Origin of the sequence: Paenibacillus sp. FSL H7-0323 (genome assembly GCF_038002725.1) — a bacterium.
GTDB classification, from domain to species: Bacteria; Bacillota; Bacilli; order Paenibacillales; family Paenibacillaceae; genus Paenibacillus_AQ; species Paenibacillus_AQ odorifer.
The window spans coordinates 5500627-5519528 of sequence record NZ_JBBODB010000001.1; the positions used below are offsets into that span (position 1 = coordinate 5500627).

Below are 18902 nucleotides of genomic sequence, written 5' to 3' on the forward strand. Positions count from 1 at the left end.
TACTGGTGTAGAACAATTCTCATGAACCCCGGGGAGAATGCTATGAAAATAGGTGAGCTTGCTAAACTGACGGGCGTAAGCGTCCGTTCACTTCGTTACTATGAGAGTCAAGGATTAATCTCGCCGATCCGTCAGGCCAACGGATATCGGGAGTATTCTTCACTTGCTGTAGAGACGGTAGAAACGATTAAACTATATTTGAACCTGGGTCTGTCGACAGAGCAGATCGCGGGCTTTCTACATTGTGTCTTGAAGAACAAAGAAGCTTTCTGCGCAGAAGTGATGCCACTATACCGCAGTAAATTGGAAGATATTGAACGTCAGCTTGTAGAGCTGAATCAGATCAAGAGAAATTTGGAAGAACGAATGGCATCTATTCTGCAGGAGCAGGATGAGAGCAAGTTGGGAACGTGTCCACTGGAGAACTTGGAATAGTACTGCTGGTGTTGAAAAATATGAGGAGGAATGGCAAATGTCTATTATAAATGCCGATAGTGCGGATTGGGTGCGGTCAGAAATACGTGGTGGAGGAACGGTACTGGTGGATTATGGTGCGCCATGGTGCCCCCCTTGTAAGGTGCTGCTGCCTGTTCTGGAAGATCTTCACCAGGAATATGGAGACGATGTTTCTATTGTTAAGGTGAATTGTGATGAACTGCCGGATTTGGCTGGAGAAGCGGGTGTTATGGGGATGCCTACAGTCATTGTATATAAAGAGGGGCAGCCTGTGGAAAAGCTGGTCGGTCTGCGTCCGAAAGCAGCCTACCAAGGCATACTGAACAAGGTTCTTCAAGCATAAGGCGATAATTTTAAAGATGAAATTAGGGAGACTCCATATTGTGGGGTCTTTTTTGCGTGCATGATTTACCCATCTTCGGTAAAAAATACGAACACAGTTATAAAGGAGGTGATGAGGGTGTGGAATATTATTCTAGAGATAATTCCTAAATGGAGTGTGATTTTCCAAGCTATTATGATCTTTTTCGTTCCGTTTATTCTAATCCGGATGATGAGTTGGGCTAATGTAAAGGAAGATACGATAAGTACTAGAGCAAAAAAAGCTGCCGGCAGCATAGGTGGGGGTGTTCCTTACGGAGAAGCCTCTCTAGGTTCTAGCAATACGAAAAAGGTTGCTAAGGCGGACGATTCTGTTGGAATCATTGAAGAATCTTCTACAGGAGCAAGCTATAGCGGTCAATTTCGGGAGGATTTGCAAAGATTTAAAGAGATGAGCACAGATATGCATGATGTGAGTTTTCGGGAGTTACGTATCGGAGGTATAAAGCTGCAAGCGGCCCTTATATTTGTAGATGGACTGACAGATAAAGATAAAATGGATCGGAATATTCTGAAGCCTTTAATGAATGCCTATAAGGTTTTTAAGGATCCCCATACGATACCGGAAGCAAAGGATCTAAAAGATATTCTCATTCATGAGATCGTGCTTATTTCGGAAGTTGAGTTTACAGATGATGTGAAGCTCTCCCTTCAAAAGGTGTTGTTCGGCTCTGTAGTGCTGTTAGTAGAAGGGATACCGGAGGCTATTGTGCTCAGCACCCCGAAGGGGAACACAAGAGGGATAGAGGAGCCTGAATCAGAAGCTGTCTTGCGGGGATCTCGAAGCGGATTTAATGAGACGTTAAGTGACAACACGGCATTACTGCGCCGACATGGGCAGAGCACAGAGCTAGCCATGATTTCTTTTACTGTAGGCAAGAGGATGAAGAAGGATCTGGTTCTAACTTATATCAAGGACATCGCGAATGATGAACTGGTCGAAGAAGTCAAAAGAAGAATCAGGACGATTGATATAGATGATGTGCAAGAATCTGGTTATGTGGAGCAATTAATCGAAGATAATAGCTTCACGCCATTCCAGCAGATTCAGAATACGGAAAGACCTGACCGCGTAATGGCAGCGTTATTGGAAGGGAGAGTAGCTATCCTGCTGGATGGCACACCCTTTGCCTTGATCATGCCCGTGTCCTTCGGGATGCTGCTGCAATCCCCAGAGGATTATTACGATCGGTGGATGGTGGGGTCGTTGGTGCGCTTACTGCGTTTTCTCGCCGCATTGATATCAATGTTTGCACCGGCACTATATATTTCCTTCCTCTCCTTTCAGCCGGGATTGATTCCGACAAAGTTGGCCATTTCAATCATCAGCTCCCGCCAAGGTGTACCTTTTACAGTATTAATCGAAGCCTTAATCATGGAGACCTCGATTGAAATATTACGGGAGGCTGGACTCCGGCTACCTAAACCTATCGGTCCTGCAATGGGGATTGTAGGCGGTCTGATCATCGGCCAAGCCGCGGTAGAAGCAGGAATCGTGAGTCCTATTCTAGTTATCGTTGTTTCAGTTACAGCAATTTCCTCCTTCACCATCCCTATGTATAGTGCAGGAATGACGCTGCGTATGCTCCGTTTTGTAGCCATGTTTTTTGCAGCAGTCTTTGGATTATATGGAGTGGTGTTATTCTTTCTTTTCATCAGTGCCCATTTAATCAAGCTAAAAAGCTTTGGCATGCCTTATCTTGGCATGTTTATCCCGTATAAGATTAAGGATTGGAAAGATTTTATATTCCGTATGCCGCTGCAATTTCTAACAGGCCGCCCTACGCTGTTGAAGCCGAAGGACCCCCGACGCAAAGGGTGAGAGATCGAAGTAAAGGAGGAAGCGAATATGAGTACCGAGGTGAAGGACCGAATTACTGCTGTTCAAGCGACGATCATATTAGCCAATTATACTATTGCGGCAGGGATACTTACACTTCCTCGGACGATTGTAGAGGCGAGTGAAACTCCAGACGTGTGGATCTCCGTTTTTTTAGGGGGAGTAATTACCTTTTTAACGGGTTTAATTATAGTGAAACTTAGCCAACGGTTTCCAGGTCAAACTATTTTTCAATTTAGCGGGAAAATCATTGGCAAGCCACTTGGAGTGATGCTCTCTATATTAGTGATTGTTTATTTTCTGTGTATAGCCAGTTTTGAAGCACGTTCCGTACAGGAAGTGACCTCTTTTTTTCTGCTGGAGGGAACCCCTCCTTGGGCTATTGTTGCTGTGTTTATTTGGATAGCCTTCTATTTATGCAGAGGAGGACTTAATGCTATCACTAGCATGTGTAGGTTGATTGTTCCGATTACTTGGACAGTTTTTGTTGGAGTATGCTTGCTTAGTATTGAAGTTTTCGATATCGATAATTTGCGGCCTTTTCTTGGAGATGGTTTAGGACCGGTATGGAAGGGCATCAGGCCAACCATTCTGACTTTTACTGCTGGTGAAGCGATGCTGTTCGTTGTTGCTTTTATGGATAAGCCACAAAAAGCAGTAAAGGTAATTATTGCTGGATCATGTATATCAACGTTCTTTTATCTTTTAGCTGTTGTAATGACTATTGGTGCGTTTTCTATAGATGGAGTGGTCACAAGAACTTGGCCATTTCTTGATCTAGTGAGAAGCTTTGAGGTGAATTATCTTATTTTTGAGAGGTTTGAATCGCTGCTGCTGGTAATCTGGATTATGCAAATTTTCTGCACCTTCTGCATCACTATTTATGCTGCTGCTTTGGGAGTTTCTCAAATATTTCATAAACGATTTAATAGCTGCTTATTGGCTATACTTCCAGTAGCCTATCTAGTTTCCAGAATGCCACCAAATGTGAATGCTCTATTTGCATTAGGGACAGTCGTAGGTAATTGGATGATCGTTTTATTTGGATTAATTCCATTGCCGCTATTGATCATCGCACATTTCCGGAGGGCGGCTTCATGAAAAAATGGAGAGTGTCGATTACATTTCTTATAGTATGTATTCTGTTGACCGGTTGCTGGAGCAGTACACCTGTTGAGGAGTTAAGTATGGAGATTGGTGTTGCCCTGGACAGTGCGGAGCAGAACGAGAACGAAGAGGCTACTCAGCAAGGAGGTGGGGGGAAGCCCATGCCTAAACAAATCATGAGTACTTATCAGTTTGCGATTCCTCAAGGCTCGGGAGGGTCAGGTATGAAGTCTGGTGCGGCCTCATCCTCAACCAGAAATTACTATAACATGAGTGAAGTAAGTGATTCTATGTTTGAAGCATTACGGGCACTTTCACTGCGTACTAGACGTACTCCAATCGGACATCACCTTAAGGTCATTGTGATCGGTGAGAAGCTTGCACGCTCTACCAAGTTTTCTGAGTTAATTGATTTCTTTAGCAGGGATAACGATATCCGTCCCAGTGTTCTACTATATGTCAGCAAGGGAAAAGCCAGAGATGTATTGGAAAATGCGCTGCCGGGCCAAACCCCGTCATTTGTATTAGAGGGGATTTTTGTGAATAGAAGTCGGAGCACGAGGATATGGGAGCCGGTTTCAATAGCTAAAGTGGCGGGTCCTTTGCATGGTAAAAGAAGTTTCATGTTGCAGAATGTAATTTCTTTAGAAAAAGAGAAGGAGACAAAGCTGGATGGAGCAGGCGTAATTAAAGGGAAAACGGGAAAGCTCGTTGGTTTTTTAGATGCATCGGAGCTGGAAGGTATGGTTTGGCTGACTGGAAAGGGAGAGGGGGGTGCTCTCAAAGCATACGACCCGTCTAACAATAAGCTCATTACCTATGAAATCAAATCTCTGGGTAGTAAGTATAAAGCTAATGTGAAGGATGGGAAGATCTCTTTTCATGTGAAAATAGAATCTACGGGGAGATATGGTGAGGCTTTTGCCAAGAGTGCAAAGAAGTTACATGACGGCATTGTAAAGGAGGATAAAGCAGTGCTGGAGAAGCATGTCTTAGACATGCTTCAGGTCACTGTGAAAAAAATGCAGAAGGAGCTGCATACAGAGGTTGCAGGTTTCGGCAACGCTTTGCGTATTCAACATCCAGCCGTATGGCGGAGCGTAGAGGATAACTGGGATGAAACCTTTAGTGAGATTCCGATTACCTATGAAGTGAAACTGAATATTGAAGAGTATGGTGCATCAGATACAACGGCTGAATAGAAAGGACCATTTGCAATGTTGTATGGAGCTACTTCGTTTGTGTCTGGATAGGAATGACATCATTATGATGCAGTGCATCGAGCACTTCATCCTTTAATTGCGACGTGAAGGCATTCCATGCTTTTTTACCGATGTCCAGCTCTTCACGTCCAATAGCATTCAGTGTTTCCAGCCATAGACGTTTGTCGTTAATCAGCCCAAGTTGATCTTGAATCTCCTTATAGATCTCCTCATGCGCATGGAATTTCTGATTTAATGCAAAATCGGCTGCACTCGCGGTATAACGCAGTTCCTTAGCAGCGATTCTTAGCTGGTGCAAAGCGTCGAAGGCTTCTTTAGATTCGGCATTGTCTTCATGGAAAATAGCTTTACAGGTTTTTTTCTTCTGCTCATAAGCGATCTCAAGCTCACGCATAACAACGTTAACATTCTTTTTGGCGGCTAGGGCTTCAAGCTGCTCGCTTAGGAAGGTCTTCCACTTTTCCTCGAGGTCTTCATTAATTAGTTCAGGCAGCTCCTTAGCGAGCTTCTTGCGGTAAGTTTTGCGCTTGTCCTTTTGGTACGCAATCACTGCCTTTAACAGGTCTGCAGTTTTGGAATCTCCGTTCTCCTTCGCCTGCTTGCGCTTGTTCTTGAAAGATTCTATTAGAACATCTGCATCTCGCACTTTACCTAATCTCTTTTGCGCTTTTTTGAAAATAGGGTACAGGCCTGAAGTGTGCCGCGGATCAAGAATGGATAATAGACTTAGCAGCTTACGGCAGTTCACTCTTGCCTGGTGGATATCTTCATCAGCGAATTTATTTAATGCGTCATGGCTGTAATCCCAAAAGTTGATATAAAGGTGGTTAAGGGCTTGTTCCCATTGCTTTGTTTTGGTTAGCTGTCGTTCTTTGGTCAGCTTGTCTCCTGTCATGCAGCATCACTCCTTAACGTTTGGGATAGCATGAATTTAGGGCTTCCCCTATTATGCTCTGGGGTAAGTCCATTTACTATAAGAATAGCGTTATCATAACCTCATTTCAATTCTCTACTCACAGCATGGAGACAGATCGGTTACAATATTACTATCATTATTTATACGGATAGGCTTGGATCCTTAGCTGGTAGAGAATAGCAGGTCTCGTGGCTCATATTCGGGAAAGAGGGGCTTTGGTGGATACTCGTGAGTATGATTCAATATTTAGTAAACTTCCTTCAGAAATGGGGCTCTTTCAACATCTGAGTGCAAGGGATGAGAGCAAAGGTATAGAAGTAGATAGCTTAGAGGATATGTTGGTCCCGTTCGCTTTTGAGGAAACCTTATGCCGGGATGTTGGAGCGGGCATTATACCTCCTAGCTTGCATCTGTGGAGTCATTCTGGTGGTGTAGCGCTTGGACTTCGGGACAGTAAGCTACCGTGTGCAGCTCAGGCGATGCTCACGCTTGAGGCGCAAGGGATTAGAACGGCGGTTAGGCATTCCGGCGGGGCTGCGGTGCCTCTGGATGCAGGGATCATTAATGTTTCTCTAGTTCTGCCCAAAGGACGTGGAAAGCTGGACTTTCATGATGACTTTAAGCTCTTGGCTGCTTTGATCACGGAAGCGGTTGCTATAAGTCATCCACAGGCTGCGGCGCAAATTGAGGCTGGTGAGATTGTTGGTTCTTACTGCCCTGGTGATTTCGATCTGGCCATTGGTGGCCGGAAGTTTTGTGGTATTGCTCAGCGTAGGCAGAACAATGCCTATTTTGTACATGCATTTGTTGTAGTTTCTGGCTCGGGACAAGAACGCGGTGAACAAATTCGTAATTTCTATGCGCAAGCCTCCGGAGGAGACTCCTCACTATCATATCCACGGGTTCGTCCAGAGACGATTGCTGGACTGGGTGAACTTGGTGGACCTGAAGTGGCGAAAGTGTTTGTGGAGGGGATTATTCAGGCTTTAATTCGTCGTGGAGTCTCTCTTAGAGCATCCCGCATTTTGCAGCAAGAGACAGGATACAGCTTGGACTATGATGATCCACGTGTGCTCGATGCAACGCGGGTGCTGCGCGAGCGGTATTCCTGAGGGCTGAGCATGGGTTGGAGTCTGTTAAAAAAGGACGTAACGGAAAGCTGGATAGAGCCAGCCTACGTAACGTCTTTTTTAATATTCAACAATGACGCTCTTTTAATTATACAACTCAGGACGTCTGTCCGAAAAAATCGGAATTTGTTTCCTAATCTCACGCACCTGATGTAAATCGATCTCTCCGGTTAGAATTTCTTCCTCTTCAGAAGCCTCACACACAATATCTCCCCAAGGATCAATAATCATTGAATGCCCAGCAAAGATATTGGCAGGATCGCTGCCTGCACGGTTGCAGGCTACAACAAAACATTGGTTCTCGATGGCCCGGCTGATCAACAGCGCCCGCCAGTGGGACAATCTGGGCAGTGGCCATTCAGCGCAGACGAACAGGATTTCCGCTCCTTGTGCGGTATGGGCGCGAACCCACTCCGGAAAACGGATATCATAACAGATTAGCCCTGCACATAACGTATTGTCTAATGTGAATAGTCCTTTGGCTTCTCCCGGCTGCAGATACAAATGTTCATCCATCAGCTGGAACAAATGCAACTTGCTGTATTGTCCGACGAGCTCACCTGATCGATTAAATACATACATACGATTGGTTACACCAGTATCATTTCGGCTAGCGACAGAACCAGCGATGATATTGATGCTGTATTGTTTAGCCAAGCTGGAGATAAATGCCTTGGTAATTTCTCCTTCCGGATCGCCAATATCTTCTAAGCGAGTCAGATCATAACCAGTGGTCCATAGCTCAGGGAGAATCAGACAATCGGGGGCAGCGACAGCGGCTTCTTTTATTTTCTGGACAACAGCAGCATAATTCATAGCGGGATTGCCAAATGCTATATCCAGCTGAATCAGGGATATTCTCATAGGTATCCTCCTCTTTTGTTCAAGCGTATAGCACCGGATGAGGATAAGCAATGTTGATTTTTTAAAAATGATTTGATATATTAGTTGACGGGTCAATGATTATGCGTTAGTATAATTTTATACAAAACAATTGCATGCAATTAAATATAGAAAGGAGGTATATTTTGACGGAGTACTGTCCTGAGGAAGAACATATATTTGAACTGCTGCAGGCCTTAAACAAAGGAATCTCTCCAAAATTCGAACGTTGTGCAGGGATCAGTCCCACACGGCTTCGCCTCCTGCATGAACTGTTTCGGGTAGATGAAGTCAGCCAAATTAGTCTGCAAAAGGAAATGGATATTGATGCGGCAGCCGTCACACGTCATCTGAAGGGATTGGAAGAGAGTGGCATGATCGCTCGCCGCAATAACCCAGCCGATAACAGGGTCACATTGGTCTCATTAACCGATCAAGGTCGGGAAAGAATGGTTAAATATAGCGAAGAGAAAAGGCGGTTTATCGCTACTCTGCTAACAGGTTTTAACGATCAGGAGCGAGCAGTGCTCATTGATATGCTCAATCGTCTGCAATCTAATATCATTCTGTTGTAACTTACAAAACACACTCAAAGGAGAATTAAACATATGAACGCTACACAAACAAATGATTTTCAAGAAATTATTACAGGACGCCGCTCTATCCGCAAATATGATCCATCCGTTAAAATCAGCAAAGAAGAAATGACACAGATCCTTACCGAAGCTACACTTGCTCCATCTTCAGTGAACATGCAGCCTTGGCGTTTTCTGGTCATTGAAAGTGACGAAGCTAAAGCTACCTTAGCGCCTCTCGCTCGTTTTAATAACGTACAAGTAGAGACTTCTGCGGCTATGATTGCCATCTTTGGTGATTTGAACAACTTCGATTACGCTGAAGAAATTTACGGTACGGCTGTTGAACGTGGACTTATGCCTGCTGAAGTAAAAGAAAATCAATTAACCAGATTATCCGCTCATTTCGCTAACCTGCCACGGGAAATTAACAGAGACACCGTGCTTATCGATGGCGCACTTGTTGCTATGCAGCTGATGCTGGTTGCTCGTGCACATGGTTACGATACAAACCCAATTGGTGGATTTGAAAAAGACCAAATCGCTGAAGCGTTTGGTATGGAAAAAGATCGTTATGTTCCTGTAATGCTGCTCTCCATTGGTAAAGCTGTAGATGCAGGTTACCCCTCTGTTCGTCTGCCTATCGATAAAGTTGCTGAGTGGAAATAATTATAAAGTTAGTAAGCCAACGCGCTACCATAAACACTAATCTTAGGAGGAATATACAATGATCATTATTCATGCTGTACTTAAAGTTAATCCAGAGCGTCGTGAACAGTTTTTGACGGAGTCTAAAGCATTACTGGCTGCTACTCATGCTGAAGAGGGTAACCTTTCTTATGAGCTATATGAGAATGCTGGAGAAGCCAACTCATTTATTATGATTGAGCAATGGCGTGATGCTGAAGCAGTATCCAGCCACAATACGAGCGCTCATTTCACTGCTTTCTCAGCTAAAGCTGGCGAATTCTTGGCTGCTCCTCTAGATGTTAAAGTATTTAGCGCAGAACAGGTAAAATAAGCTGTCTCCATTCTTAGCGAATTTTGTTTAAACCTTAACAGGGATGATCTATAGCCATAAAGGCTGTGGGGCATCCCTGTTTTGCATTTCACCCCGTTTATAAAAAGGAAATCTAGGGTATCTATCCTTACCTTGATTCAAAGGCATGCAATATAAACGATGGGGGACTTTACATATGAAGACACAGAGAAATATGATTGATTTCTTGAATTATTATCTATCCGGCGGATCGCTTGCCCGTATTATGGGTGTAGCAGGAGAAGAGGTGGAGCGTAAGCTTGAGGGGATAGACCTAGAGGCTGCCAGAGCCTATCGTCAGACGCTTGGCGGGGTCATTACGACAAGTCAGCAGCTATTCCAGCTTCCTGGATTTAGTCCAAGCTTACTGGAACAACTTACTGAAGTATTGGGCAGACTAGACTCAGGCAAGCTAAAGGTTCTGGCTCCGCAGACTACGTGGAATAATCAAGTAACACCTTACGTGAATGGTCCAGAGTGTCTAGGAATGATATTAGAGGAGATCAGAAAAGCGCAGCATTATATCCACCTGTCTGTCATGCTTTTTTTTAATGATCGTTCGGGGAATCTGGTTGCAGATGAACTGTTTTATGCTCTTAAGCGTGGCGTTAAGGTAAGGGTTATGGTCAATTACACATTGACGGCTTTGGGGTACGGAAATAATCTGGAGTACGGCCAGTTCTCCAAGATTGCTGATCAGCTTGAGAATGCAGGCGCCAAGCTGCTGAATACCTTCAATTCGTATTATACAGCCATTGAATGGCGGGTGAAACGAAAGGCGCTGGAGCAAGAGGGAGTGCCGGAAAGTATCCTGTTTCTGCAGGATAAAGTGCAAGAGGATGTTGAGGTTACAGGACTGAATGTCATCGATCATCGGAAGTTTATGGTCATAGATGGGGTAACCTCGATTATAGGCAGTGTAAATATTGGTGACCAATATACGTATGAGACCCCAGTGCAGGCATCCTCTGCAATGAGTATAGATGGACATCCACAGGGGATTCCTAGTAAAGAGGCTGAGTGGCATGATGGCTGCTTCCGGATTCGCGGCGCAGCAGCGCAGCCTTTGAATGCGATGTTCTATTCTCGCTGGCTGCTTCTAGGCGGAGATCATTTTGATGTGAATGATGTCTTTTATTATCCGGATGTGGATTATCATTTTGGTGAGGAAGAATGTACGCTGTTAGCAAGCTTTCCAGGTAACCCGATTAACCTGATTCAACAATATTATCTGGATTTAATTACTTACGCGGCTGAAGAGACTATCATCGTGAATCCTTATTTGATTGATCAGGATTTTTGGGATCGGCTCGGGCTGCTTGGTCCGGAATGCTCGTGTAATTTGAACATTTGTAACCCGCTGGAGGTTAATGATCATCCTACAAATCGCGCGGCGGTAAGAGGCAATATGTATATGCCGTTTATTAACGGTGTTTCCTTCTATGACTACAGTGCCACCGGTCGATTTTCCCATTGGAAAATTACCTATGATCATAGATCACAAGCCGTTTTTCATGGTTCATATAATATCAACGAAAGAAGTGCCTGCCACGATTTTGAGCTGGGAATGCTGGTAAAAGGGGAGGCCTTTGCAGAGCAGATAAAGTCTATGATCGATTATGACCTGAGTGTTTCGCGGAAGATTACCAGTAAAAGTGAGTTCTTTAAGCATCCTTGGTTACACCCTAGTACTTATCTGAATAAGGCAACCCAGAATTATACTTGATAAATTGGGCTAATTCTCATGATATAATGATCGTTATAAATCATTAGGGTGGAGTATGGGCTATGCAAATCAAAATTACAAAAAGTGGTTTGAAAAAGGACGAGGTATTTTTTCTCACAGAATTTGGGGAGGGCCGGGGAATCTGGTGTGGTGCTCCTGTGAATCCAGGGGCAGAAATGGATGTGGAATTCGAGCTTTCGGAGCTGCTTATGAGGTGGGTGGATATCCATCCTGTGCCTGCAGGTGAGTTCAACATCAGGCTCGAACAGGATAGGGTTATTTTTACGGGCGTGTTGGAGAATATTGAAGAAGATGGCACAGGATTTTTACGAATAGGTGAAGGGTTAGTGATGTTCGAGTGTCTCGGTGAACCTATGGCACTGGGTGTGTTCGTAGAATTGCAGGTCCGTGATGTGCGAATCTATCCCTTCAGTATTTGACGCTTCTTAGGGACTAAGATAACATACAAAGATAACATTAGATTCAGAAAGTTAAGCATGAGGAGTAGAAAGCTATGAACACCGAAATTCAGCAATTTAAGACCGAATTCTTCAAGGCGCTGGCTCATCCGATGCGTATTCGTATTCTGGAGCTGCTTAGCGAAGGTGAGAAGAATGTGAATGAACTGCAGGCTATTCTCGGCTCGGAAGGTTCTGCTGTATCCCAGCAGCTAGCTGTTTTACGCGCCAAAAATGTAGTAACCAGTGTGAAAGAAGGCACCACAGTCATTTATGCCTTACGTGATCCTCTGATCAAGGACCTTCTGGTCGTGGCCAAACAAATATTTGATAACCATCTCGTGAATACCATTTCATTGCTGGAAGGCATGCGCGGCGAGTGAAAATGGAATAGATTAACGTTATTTTGGCGTTGACAACAGTCGCGTCCTAGAGTAATGTTCTTCTTATATTCAAATAATCAGATATTTAAAGAAAAGAAGGTTTGAACATGACAGGGCGGGGTCGTTATAAAGGCTACAACATGAACGCTTTTCGCAAGGATTTGATATCAGGGACAATCGTCGGGGTTATTGCCATTCCTTTAGGGATGGCATTTGCTATTGCTTCTGGTGTAAAGCCGGAATATGGCATTTATACGACAATCGTTGCCGGCATATGTATTTCATTGTTCGGGGGATCGAAATTTCAGATTGGTGGACCGACAGGTGCATTTATTCCTATCTTGTTTGCCGTTGGGATGCAGTATGGTTATGAGAACCTGCTGTTAGCGGGGATGATGGCGGGGGTTATTTTAGTCCTCATGGGATTGTTAAGGCTGGGTGTACTGATTAAATTTATTCCGAAGCCGGTCACGATTGGTTTCACAGCAGGCATAGCGGTTATTATCTTCACCGGACAGATTGCTAACTTCCTTGGGTTAAGGGATATTGAACGGCACGAGAGCTTTGTAGATAACATGAAAGAAATTGGACTTCATCTATCGACGATCAATGGATATAGTATCCTGACCGCCGCGATTTGTCTGGCCGTTGTTATCCTAGCGGTTCGCTTCGCTCCGAAGGTGCCGGGTTCATTGGTCGGTCTTCTTTGTGCAACTGTCATAGCAGCGTTATTTTTTAGCGGTAAGGTGACTACGATTGGTTTGGCCTATGGGAATATCCCTAATACATTGCCAAGCTTCCGTTTTCCGACCATTACCTGGGAGCGGATTACACTGCTGATTCGTCCGGCCTTTATCATCGCGATGTTGGGTGCTATTGAATCCTTATTGTCAGCTGTCGTAGCTGATGGGATGACGGGCAGCCGCCATAACAGCAACCGTGAACTGATTGGTCAGGGAATCGCCAATATTGCAGCTCCATTGTTTGGAGGAATTCCAGCCACAGGTGCCATTGCCAGAACCGCCACAAATATCAAAAGCGGCGCAGTTTCTCCGATCTCAGGGATCGTTCATGGGGTAGTGGTATTCCTAATTCTTCTGTTGTTTGCACCCTATGCTTCTAGTATTCCGTTGGCAGCGATGGCTCCTATCTTGATGGTAGTGGCTTGGAATATGAGTGAGCGTAAACAATTTCTTCATTTGCTTAAAATCAAAACAGGTGATTCTTTGGTATTATTCATCACTTTCTTGTTGACGATATTTGCAGATTTAACGCTGGCCGTAGAGGTGGGATTGATTCTTGCGGTGATTTTGTTTGTGAAACGGATGGGAGAGGTTCATCTGGTATCCAAAGTATTGCCTGATCCTAATTCCGTCAAGGTAGGAGCACATATGGTAACGGAGAGTCATGATTGTCCGCAGATTGGGATTTATACCGTGGAAGGGCCGCTGTTTTTTGGCGCTGCGTATAGATTTGATGATACCATGCCGGGTTATGGCTCAGATCAACCGAAAATTATATTAATGCGGATGGGAAAAGTGCCATTCATGGATACTACGGGTGAATCCAATCTGGCGGAGCTGGTGCGGCATCTCCATGCTGTTGGAGGGAAACTGATGATCTCCGGTGTTCAGCCGCAGCCGCTTGAGCTTCTTAAGAGAACCGGGCTATATGACAAAATAGGAGAGGCACAGTTCTATCATCATACCGGTGAAGCGATCAATGAAGCTCTTAGCAGTATTAATCACAATAAATGTATCGGATGCAGTCATGCGGCGTTTAGGGAGTGTACGGCATTATCCTGTCAGGAGGATGCAGGTGGACTACGAGGTCTGACAGGACGCAAGAAGCCAGCATTGCCTCTGAACTAATCAGCGGTACTTGAGCTTAATAAATAAAGTCGGCCTGGGCGCTATTCTTGCGTCTGGGCTTTTGTATTAAAATTGGACTTCGGAATTCTGAATTTGTACAATTGGGTATAAGTTTAATGTAATCAATATCGATAAGGAGAATATAAGCTCATGAAGGAATTGAATTATCCGAAGGTGTTTATGCTCTTGGCGGGATTGTCTGTCGCTACATTGGCGGTATATCGTGTAGTGTCACTTCAGACGGATTCGTTTTACGCTTTTTTAATTTGGAATTTGTTCTTAGCTTGGATTCCGTTTTTATTCTCCATGGCTGCTTATGAGCTAGACAAAAGGAAGATAGGCGGTCTATTACTTCTTCCTTTGGGTGTCGCGTGGTTGCTGTTCTTTCCCAACGCGCCTTATCTCATGACTGACCTGGTGCATTTAACGGTAAGAAAAAGTAGATATATCGTGGAGGGAGCCATTCAGAATCGCTACTGGTATGACTTGGTCACTCTTTTATTGTTCACCTGGAGTGGATGGTTGACCGGTTTTTTCTCATTGTATCAGTTCCAGACGGTCATTTATCGTAAAAGCAACCTGCTGTGGTCATGGGTATTCGTGCTTGCGGCATGTATGCTCGGGGGATATGGTGTACTGCTTGGCCGAGTCTACAGACTCAATAGCTGGGACGTCCTGACGGACAGGCATCAGTTGTATCAACTTGTTCTGGATAGCCTGAATCTCCAGTCCGTATTTTTCAGCTTGTTCATTGCCTTTGTCCTGCTGGTCATTTACGCGACGATGTATTGTCTACTCAATGCTCTTGGCACCGGAGAAAGACGAAGAGTTACCAGAGGGTACTAATCGGCACACTCCGGCTCAAACTGGAATTGCTTCAGATCTACCACACCTTTTTCATTAAAACTAACTCCCTCTCCCTGTAGATAGAGCCTCTGGAGGGAGTTAGACTCATCCTCAGTTAGTGCGATCATTCCCTTAGCATTAATGACCCGATGCCAGGGCAGCTTATATTTTTTGCTCATGGAGTGAAGGATGCGAACGACCTGCCTCGCTCCTCTTGGGCTGCCTGCCGCGCGGGCAACTCCTCCGTAGGTCATCACTTTACCTTCTGGTATAGACTGTATGATATGAATAACTCTCTCAGTAAATGGTGTCATCGCAAGCTCAAGCTCCTATATCTTATTTTTATCCAATGAACAACAGATAAATCAATTCTAAACGAAACGGGGGACGAACAGGAGGATTTTTTGAGAATAGCAAAAAAGGGGTTGCAAAGCAATAAATACGCGTGGTATATTTTAACTGTAAAAATAATCTAAACGTTTAACAACGTGATTGAAACAGTTCCATAATAAGATAGGAGAAGGTGTAATGAGGAAAACCAGCATTAAAGACATAGCCGCAAAGGCTAATGTTTCGATTGCTACAGTCTCCTATGTGCTTAATGGTACCCGCAATGTACGTTCCGATACAAGGGAACGAGTTGTTGCAGCCATTGAGGAGTTGAATTATAAGCCGAATGCTATTGCGAAGAGTCTCAAACTCAACCGTACGAATACAATAGGTGTTATTGCAGAAGATGTGACGGTATTTAACACCCCCGATATTATCGATGGAATTAATGATTTTGGAGATCGTAATGATTTGCATATTTTACTGGTGAATCTTCGTTTGGACAAGCGTATCGGCCGTAACTTCTCGAATACGGAAGACTATCGAAAGTATGCCGCTAATGCGGTTGCCGAACTGCTCAGTAATCAAGTGGATGGGATTATTTATATCGGTGTTCATCCCCGTGATTTAACGGGTTTAATCGATACGGAAGGTAAGCCTATTGTGTATACCTACTCTTACACACAGGACGATATCTCTATCCAGTATAATGATGAGCAAGCTGCTTACCAAGCCATGTCCTACTTGGTTAACCAAGGACATAGCAGAATTGCTGTAATCAGTGGTTTGATGGATTCAATCCCTTCCAGATTAAGACTGAACGGTTATTACAAGGCCGTTACTGAATATCAATTACCGTTCGATCCACTGTTAATTAAGATGGGAGACTGGGAGAGGGAATCAGGGTATCGTCTTACCTCCGAGTTGCTCGCTTTGCCGGAGCCTCCAACCGCGATTCTTTCCATGAATGATGTAATGGTTGTAGGTATTTTGCAGGCGGCAGAGGAAAAAGGGTTTAAAATACCGGATGATCTGTCGGTTGTCGGTTTTGATAATCGTGAATTCAGTGATTACTTACGCCCGCGTATAACAACAATGGGACTTCCGCTACATGAGATGGGCTATCAAGCTATTGAGGTGTTGTTCAATTTAATCAAGGGGACGAAGATGGATTCACTGACCATGCCGGAGTGCCGGTTGATCGAACGTGATTCTGTGGCTACGTTAAAAAATGCTGTGAGACAAAAATAAGTTTCACAGCTCCTTTTTCCTCATAAATCTAAACGTTTAACTTAAAATATTGAAGAGGTGCTAGGCAATGACGATTCTAGGCAACGAAAATTTCAGGATGGAGTTAAGCGACCGCGGAGCACTTCAGTCTCTGATATTACAGGGCGACCCTAGTGAAATGAACTGGGTAGTTGATCCGTCTTATTTGGAAGAGGCAGGTTATGCGGATACAGATAAGCTATTCGGAGAATGGACAATAGAGCTAGACGGGAATATCATAAAAAGCACTGATCTGTTGCCCAATATCACGCTAGAAGGAAAACACCGTGTAATTGTGGATTTTGAAGGCGCGCCGATTGCAATCAGACTTACATATTCTTTGGAAGATGAGCGACTAAGATGGACTATTGAAGCTATGAACCGCTCAACACAGTCTGTAAGAATTAATGGACTTCATGTGTGGTTTTCGCTCGCTTATGTCATGTACAGAGATGAAAATGTGCAGCGCAATATGAGTCAGTCCTGTGCAGTATTCCCCCATCTTGGTGGAGATTTCGCTAAAATTGCTGCCATTCGACGGAGCAACGAAGCACCACATCTGGGTGTTTATGGTGTTCAGGGCAGAACAGTAACCGTAGGTACTTATTGTAGTTATAAGAATCGTTTTCTTGAGCAGGTTTCCCCTTCTTTGGATGGTCTGCTGTATCATCGGTTATCGTTGGTGGAGGACGGATCATCTATGACCGAATCTGCAGCTGCCGACTGGATATATGGTGGCGCTTACAGTCCGCTGGATCTTGACGCTGGAGAGACCTCCAGCTGGGAATACATATTCCATCCCTGTCAGAATCGAGATGATTTCTATAGGCAGGGTATGGCCTATGGACATCCGCGCTGGAGCTATACGCCTGTATTAACCCGGGGAGGAAGGTTCGAAGCTGTTGTTGATCTGCCGCAGGGCCAGGCTCTACGTGAGCTGCGTTTGTATAGCACTTCAACGGCAACGGAGCTGATCCGCCAGGAGAATATTACGAACGAAGCTGTACGGTTGGAGTCAGGCAGCAGCTACACTATATCTTTACAGCGTTTGGAGCCGGGAGAACATAAGCTGGAGCTGGGGCTAGAAGATGGACGGACCGATATCCTGGTCTGGAATGTACTGGAGTCGATTGACCTGATTCTGGAAAAGAGAGCCGAGTGGTTGGTAAATAACAACTTTGGAGGGACAGGTGAGGCTGAGAGGCCATATGCCTTCCGTCCGCTATCGAATCAGGGAGAATCGCTGGGTAAGGTTGCTTTTCTTCTGATGAAGAATAGCATGGCCAAGGCTGTCCCCGAACAAGTAGCTAAGGCCGAGATTGCCGCAGTATTGGATGTGAAGGAGCATTGGTTTGAAGGCGGAGATTTCAATCATCCGCGTCCCTTGTATGGAGAATTCTACCGCATTTATGATCTGGATTATATTGGGCATGTCTTTTATCTATTGTCACGAATGGATGGTTCATTACTTAAAATTCATTCTCCTAGAGAATATCTACAATGGACTGCCGAAATCATGTGCCTTCGCCTAGACCCTGGTCGGCATAGTGGGCAGCGTGAGCAGGATGAGAGCCGTCTAAATGGTATATTTGTGCTCTATATTCTTGATTTATTAGAGGCACTGAAGCAGAGCGGTCTTTCAGAAGAGTATAAACGTCTACTTACCTTATGGGAGAAATTTGGCAGAAATCTGGAGACAGGGATACAGCAGTATGAGGGAGCTATAACGGAGCATTTTTACGATAATGCAGGATTTGGTCCTACCTGTGAAACATTGTGTCACCTTAGAAATAAAGAGGAGGCTCAGCGTTATGGGCAACTAATTCTGGCAAATATCGGATTCAGCAATGATTACAGAGTGCAGAATCCGGATCGCTGGTGGGAAGCTTTGTCGTATATGATTCATTCCCTTTGGGGTGGATTGGTAGCAGGAGCATCCCGGGTTGCCTATGAATTCCTTGGAGACCCTGAATATTTGGAAGCCGCTTACCGTTCTACGATGGCAGTATTCAATTGTTACGATTGGAATGTACGCTCTACTCCACGCCGTTTGTTGCCTGGAGAGGCAGCCTCTACATATAGTGTGGCAGCTCCTAACCTGAACATGCCAGAATTGTCGCGAAACCGTTTTGGGCAATCCGTATTTGTGGGGGCAAGTGATTCCTTGTTTGCTTCGCTGTTCTCGGGTGTGACAGGAGATGATTGGGATATGGGGGAGGAGCTAGTGGCCTATCTAATGGGCTTCGGGACAACCACATATTTGTACAGGGATCCACGCGGAAAGATGCGCTGTATTAACGGTTATATTGAAGAAGACTCGGAGGGCTGGATCGTAACAAGTTACGCTGCATATCCGTCAAGATATGTGCTGCTTGAGGATAAGCTCGAATATCGCACAACTGAGGGGATACTAGAGCCTCGCGTAAGACTGGCAGGCGGAGGAATATTCAGCCCTTGTCTGTAATCGCTA

19 protein-coding genes are annotated in these 18902 nt (G+C 44.7%); 16 read left to right on the top strand and 3 right to left on the bottom strand.

Annotated features, from left to right (window positions below):
• Window positions 1-42 precede the first annotated feature (42 nt).
• From MHH89_RS24775 to MHH89_RS24795, 5 genes are all read left to right on the top strand, one after another.
• Window positions 43-435: a MerR family transcriptional regulator gene (locus MHH89_RS24775; RefSeq protein ID WP_076185170.1), complete on the top strand. Its 393-nt coding sequence runs from the start codon at window positions 43-45 to the stop codon at window positions 433-435.
• 37 nt (window positions 436-472) lie between these two features.
• Complete coding sequence (locus MHH89_RS24780) at window positions 473-799, top strand: thioredoxin family protein (RefSeq protein WP_076124458.1); 327 nt, start codon at window positions 473-475, stop codon at window positions 797-799.
• A gap of 111 nt (window positions 800-910) precedes the next feature.
• The gene (locus tag MHH89_RS24785) at window positions 911-2659 is read left to right on the top strand and encodes a spore germination protein (RefSeq protein WP_341088387.1); all 1749 of its coding nucleotides are present in this window, start codon (window positions 911-913) and stop codon (window positions 2657-2659) included.
• Between the two features lie 27 nt (window positions 2660-2686).
• On the top strand, window positions 2687-3778 hold the full coding sequence (locus MHH89_RS24790; RefSeq protein WP_076282506.1) for a GerAB/ArcD/ProY family transporter: 1092 nt from the start codon (window positions 2687-2689) through the stop codon (window positions 3776-3778).
• The gene (locus MHH89_RS24795) at window positions 3775-4986 is read left to right on the top strand and encodes a Ger(x)C family spore germination protein (RefSeq protein ID WP_076310501.1); all 1212 of its coding nucleotides are present in this window, start codon (window positions 3775-3777) and stop codon (window positions 4984-4986) included. The genes MHH89_RS24790 and MHH89_RS24795 overlap by 4 nt, the downstream gene beginning before the upstream one ends.
• 28 nt (window positions 4987-5014) lie before the next feature.
• Here MHH89_RS24795 and MHH89_RS24800 read toward each other — a convergent pair whose 3' ends face one another.
• A complete protein-coding gene (locus MHH89_RS24800; RefSeq protein ID WP_076124450.1) occupies window positions 5015-5902 on the bottom strand; it encodes a CHAD domain-containing protein in 888 nt (295 codons plus the stop codon).
• Between the two features lie 239 nt (window positions 5903-6141).
• Between MHH89_RS24800 and MHH89_RS24805 the strand changes: the two genes are divergently transcribed.
• Window positions 6142-7035 (top strand): lipoate--protein ligase family protein, encoded by an 894-nt coding sequence (locus MHH89_RS24805; protein ID WP_076310500.1) that lies wholly within the window; start codon window positions 6142-6144, stop codon window positions 7033-7035.
• Between the two features lie 102 nt (window positions 7036-7137).
• On the opposite strand, the gene MHH89_RS24810 is transcribed toward MHH89_RS24805, so the two are convergent.
• The gene (locus MHH89_RS24810) at window positions 7138-7923 is read right to left on the bottom strand and encodes a carbon-nitrogen family hydrolase (RefSeq protein WP_341088824.1); all 786 of its coding nucleotides are present in this window, start codon (window positions 7921-7923) and stop codon (window positions 7138-7140) included.
• A 158-nt stretch (window positions 7924-8081) separates the two neighbouring features.
• Here MHH89_RS24810 and MHH89_RS24815 point away from each other — a divergent pair, with 158 nt between their 5' ends.
• The 8 genes from MHH89_RS24815 (at window position 8082) to MHH89_RS24850 (ending at window position 14833) form a co-directional block, all read left to right on the top strand.
• On the top strand, window positions 8082-8510 hold the full coding sequence (locus tag MHH89_RS24815; protein ID WP_076304354.1) for a MarR family winged helix-turn-helix transcriptional regulator: 429 nt from the start codon (window positions 8082-8084) through the stop codon (window positions 8508-8510).
• 33 nt (window positions 8511-8543) lie between these two features.
• Window positions 8544-9179 (top strand): nitroreductase family protein, encoded by a 636-nt coding sequence (locus MHH89_RS24820; protein WP_076101373.1) that lies wholly within the window; start codon window positions 8544-8546, stop codon window positions 9177-9179.
• A 58-nt stretch (window positions 9180-9237) separates the two neighbouring features.
• Window positions 9238-9531, top strand: coding sequence for a putative quinol monooxygenase (locus MHH89_RS24825; RefSeq protein WP_036676736.1), 294 nt, complete (start codon window positions 9238-9240; stop codon window positions 9529-9531).
• Between the two features lie 175 nt (window positions 9532-9706).
• On the top strand, window positions 9707-11275 hold the full coding sequence (locus tag MHH89_RS24830; RefSeq protein WP_341088389.1) for a phospholipase D-like domain-containing protein: 1569 nt from the start codon (window positions 9707-9709) through the stop codon (window positions 11273-11275).
• A gap of 62 nt (window positions 11276-11337) precedes the next feature.
• Complete coding sequence (locus MHH89_RS24835; protein WP_076185165.1) at window positions 11338-11715, top strand: hypothetical protein; 378 nt, start codon at window positions 11338-11340, stop codon at window positions 11713-11715.
• A gap of 74 nt (window positions 11716-11789) precedes the next feature.
• Window positions 11790-12116 (top strand): ArsR/SmtB family transcription factor, encoded by a 327-nt coding sequence (locus MHH89_RS24840; protein WP_036676741.1) that lies wholly within the window; start codon window positions 11790-11792, stop codon window positions 12114-12116.
• Window positions 12117-12223: 107 nt separating this feature from the next.
• The gene (locus MHH89_RS24845) at window positions 12224-13987 is read left to right on the top strand and encodes a SulP family inorganic anion transporter (protein ID WP_341088391.1); all 1764 of its coding nucleotides are present in this window, start codon (window positions 12224-12226) and stop codon (window positions 13985-13987) included.
• A gap of 150 nt (window positions 13988-14137) precedes the next feature.
• The gene (locus MHH89_RS24850) at window positions 14138-14833 is read left to right on the top strand and encodes a DUF1361 domain-containing protein (protein WP_076103907.1); all 696 of its coding nucleotides are present in this window, start codon (window positions 14138-14140) and stop codon (window positions 14831-14833) included.
• On the opposite strand, the gene MHH89_RS24855 is transcribed toward MHH89_RS24850, so the two are convergent.
• Window positions 14830-15147, bottom strand: coding sequence for an MGMT family protein (locus MHH89_RS24855; protein WP_076124439.1), 318 nt, complete (start codon window positions 15145-15147; stop codon window positions 14830-14832). The two genes, MHH89_RS24850 and MHH89_RS24855, sit on opposite strands and share 4 nt — an antisense overlap.
• Window positions 15148-15361: 214 nt before the next feature.
• Between MHH89_RS24855 and MHH89_RS24860 the strand changes: the two genes are divergently transcribed.
• Both MHH89_RS24860 and MHH89_RS24865 read left to right on the top strand, forming a co-directional pair.
• Entirely contained in the window at window positions 15362-16414 is a 1053-nt protein-coding gene (locus MHH89_RS24860; protein WP_076193723.1) for a LacI family DNA-binding transcriptional regulator, read from the top strand.
• A 67-nt stretch (window positions 16415-16481) separates the two neighbouring features.
• Entirely contained in the window at window positions 16482-18896 is a 2415-nt protein-coding gene (locus MHH89_RS24865) for a hypothetical protein (RefSeq protein ID WP_341088393.1), read from the top strand.
• Window positions 18897-18902: the final 6 nt, after the last annotated feature.

Excerpts from the sequence above, each read along its gene's own strand:
- MHH89_RS24775 (WP_076185170.1), top strand. The coding sequence starts at position 43 with ATGAAAATAGGTGAGCTTGCTAAACTGACGGGCGTAAGCGTCCGTTCA.
- MHH89_RS24780 (WP_076124458.1), top strand. The coding sequence starts at position 473 with ATGTCTATTATAAATGCCGATAGTGCGGATTGGGTGCGGTCAGAAATA.
- MHH89_RS24785 (WP_341088387.1), top strand. The coding sequence starts at position 911 with ATGAGGGTGTGGAATATTATTCTAGAGATAATTCCTAAATGGAGTGTG.
- MHH89_RS24790 (WP_076282506.1), top strand. The coding sequence starts at position 2,687 with ATGAGTACCGAGGTGAAGGACCGAATTACTGCTGTTCAAGCGACGATC.
- MHH89_RS24795 (WP_076310501.1), top strand. The coding sequence starts at position 3,775 with ATGAAAAAATGGAGAGTGTCGATTACATTTCTTATAGTATGTATTCTG.
- MHH89_RS24800 (WP_076124450.1), bottom strand. The coding sequence starts at position 5,902 with ATGACAGGAGACAAGCTGACCAAAGAACGACAGCTAACCAAAACAAAG.
- MHH89_RS24820 (WP_076101373.1), top strand. The coding sequence starts at position 8,544 with ATGAACGCTACACAAACAAATGATTTTCAAGAAATTATTACAGGACGC.
- MHH89_RS24825 (WP_036676736.1), top strand. The coding sequence starts at position 9,238 with ATGATCATTATTCATGCTGTACTTAAAGTTAATCCAGAGCGTCGTGAA.
- MHH89_RS24830 (WP_341088389.1), top strand. The coding sequence starts at position 9,707 with ATGAAGACACAGAGAAATATGATTGATTTCTTGAATTATTATCTATCC.
- MHH89_RS24835 (WP_076185165.1), top strand. The coding sequence starts at position 11,338 with ATGCAAATCAAAATTACAAAAAGTGGTTTGAAAAAGGACGAGGTATTT.
- MHH89_RS24840 (WP_036676741.1), top strand. The coding sequence starts at position 11,790 with ATGAACACCGAAATTCAGCAATTTAAGACCGAATTCTTCAAGGCGCTG.
- MHH89_RS24845 (WP_341088391.1), top strand. The coding sequence starts at position 12,224 with ATGACAGGGCGGGGTCGTTATAAAGGCTACAACATGAACGCTTTTCGC.
- MHH89_RS24850 (WP_076103907.1), top strand. The coding sequence starts at position 14,138 with ATGAAGGAATTGAATTATCCGAAGGTGTTTATGCTCTTGGCGGGATTG.
- MHH89_RS24855 (WP_076124439.1), bottom strand. The coding sequence starts at position 15,147 with ATGACACCATTTACTGAGAGAGTTATTCATATCATACAGTCTATACCA.
- MHH89_RS24860 (WP_076193723.1), top strand. The coding sequence starts at position 15,362 with ATGAGGAAAACCAGCATTAAAGACATAGCCGCAAAGGCTAATGTTTCG.
- MHH89_RS24865 (WP_341088393.1), top strand. The coding sequence starts at position 16,482 with ATGACGATTCTAGGCAACGAAAATTTCAGGATGGAGTTAAGCGACCGC.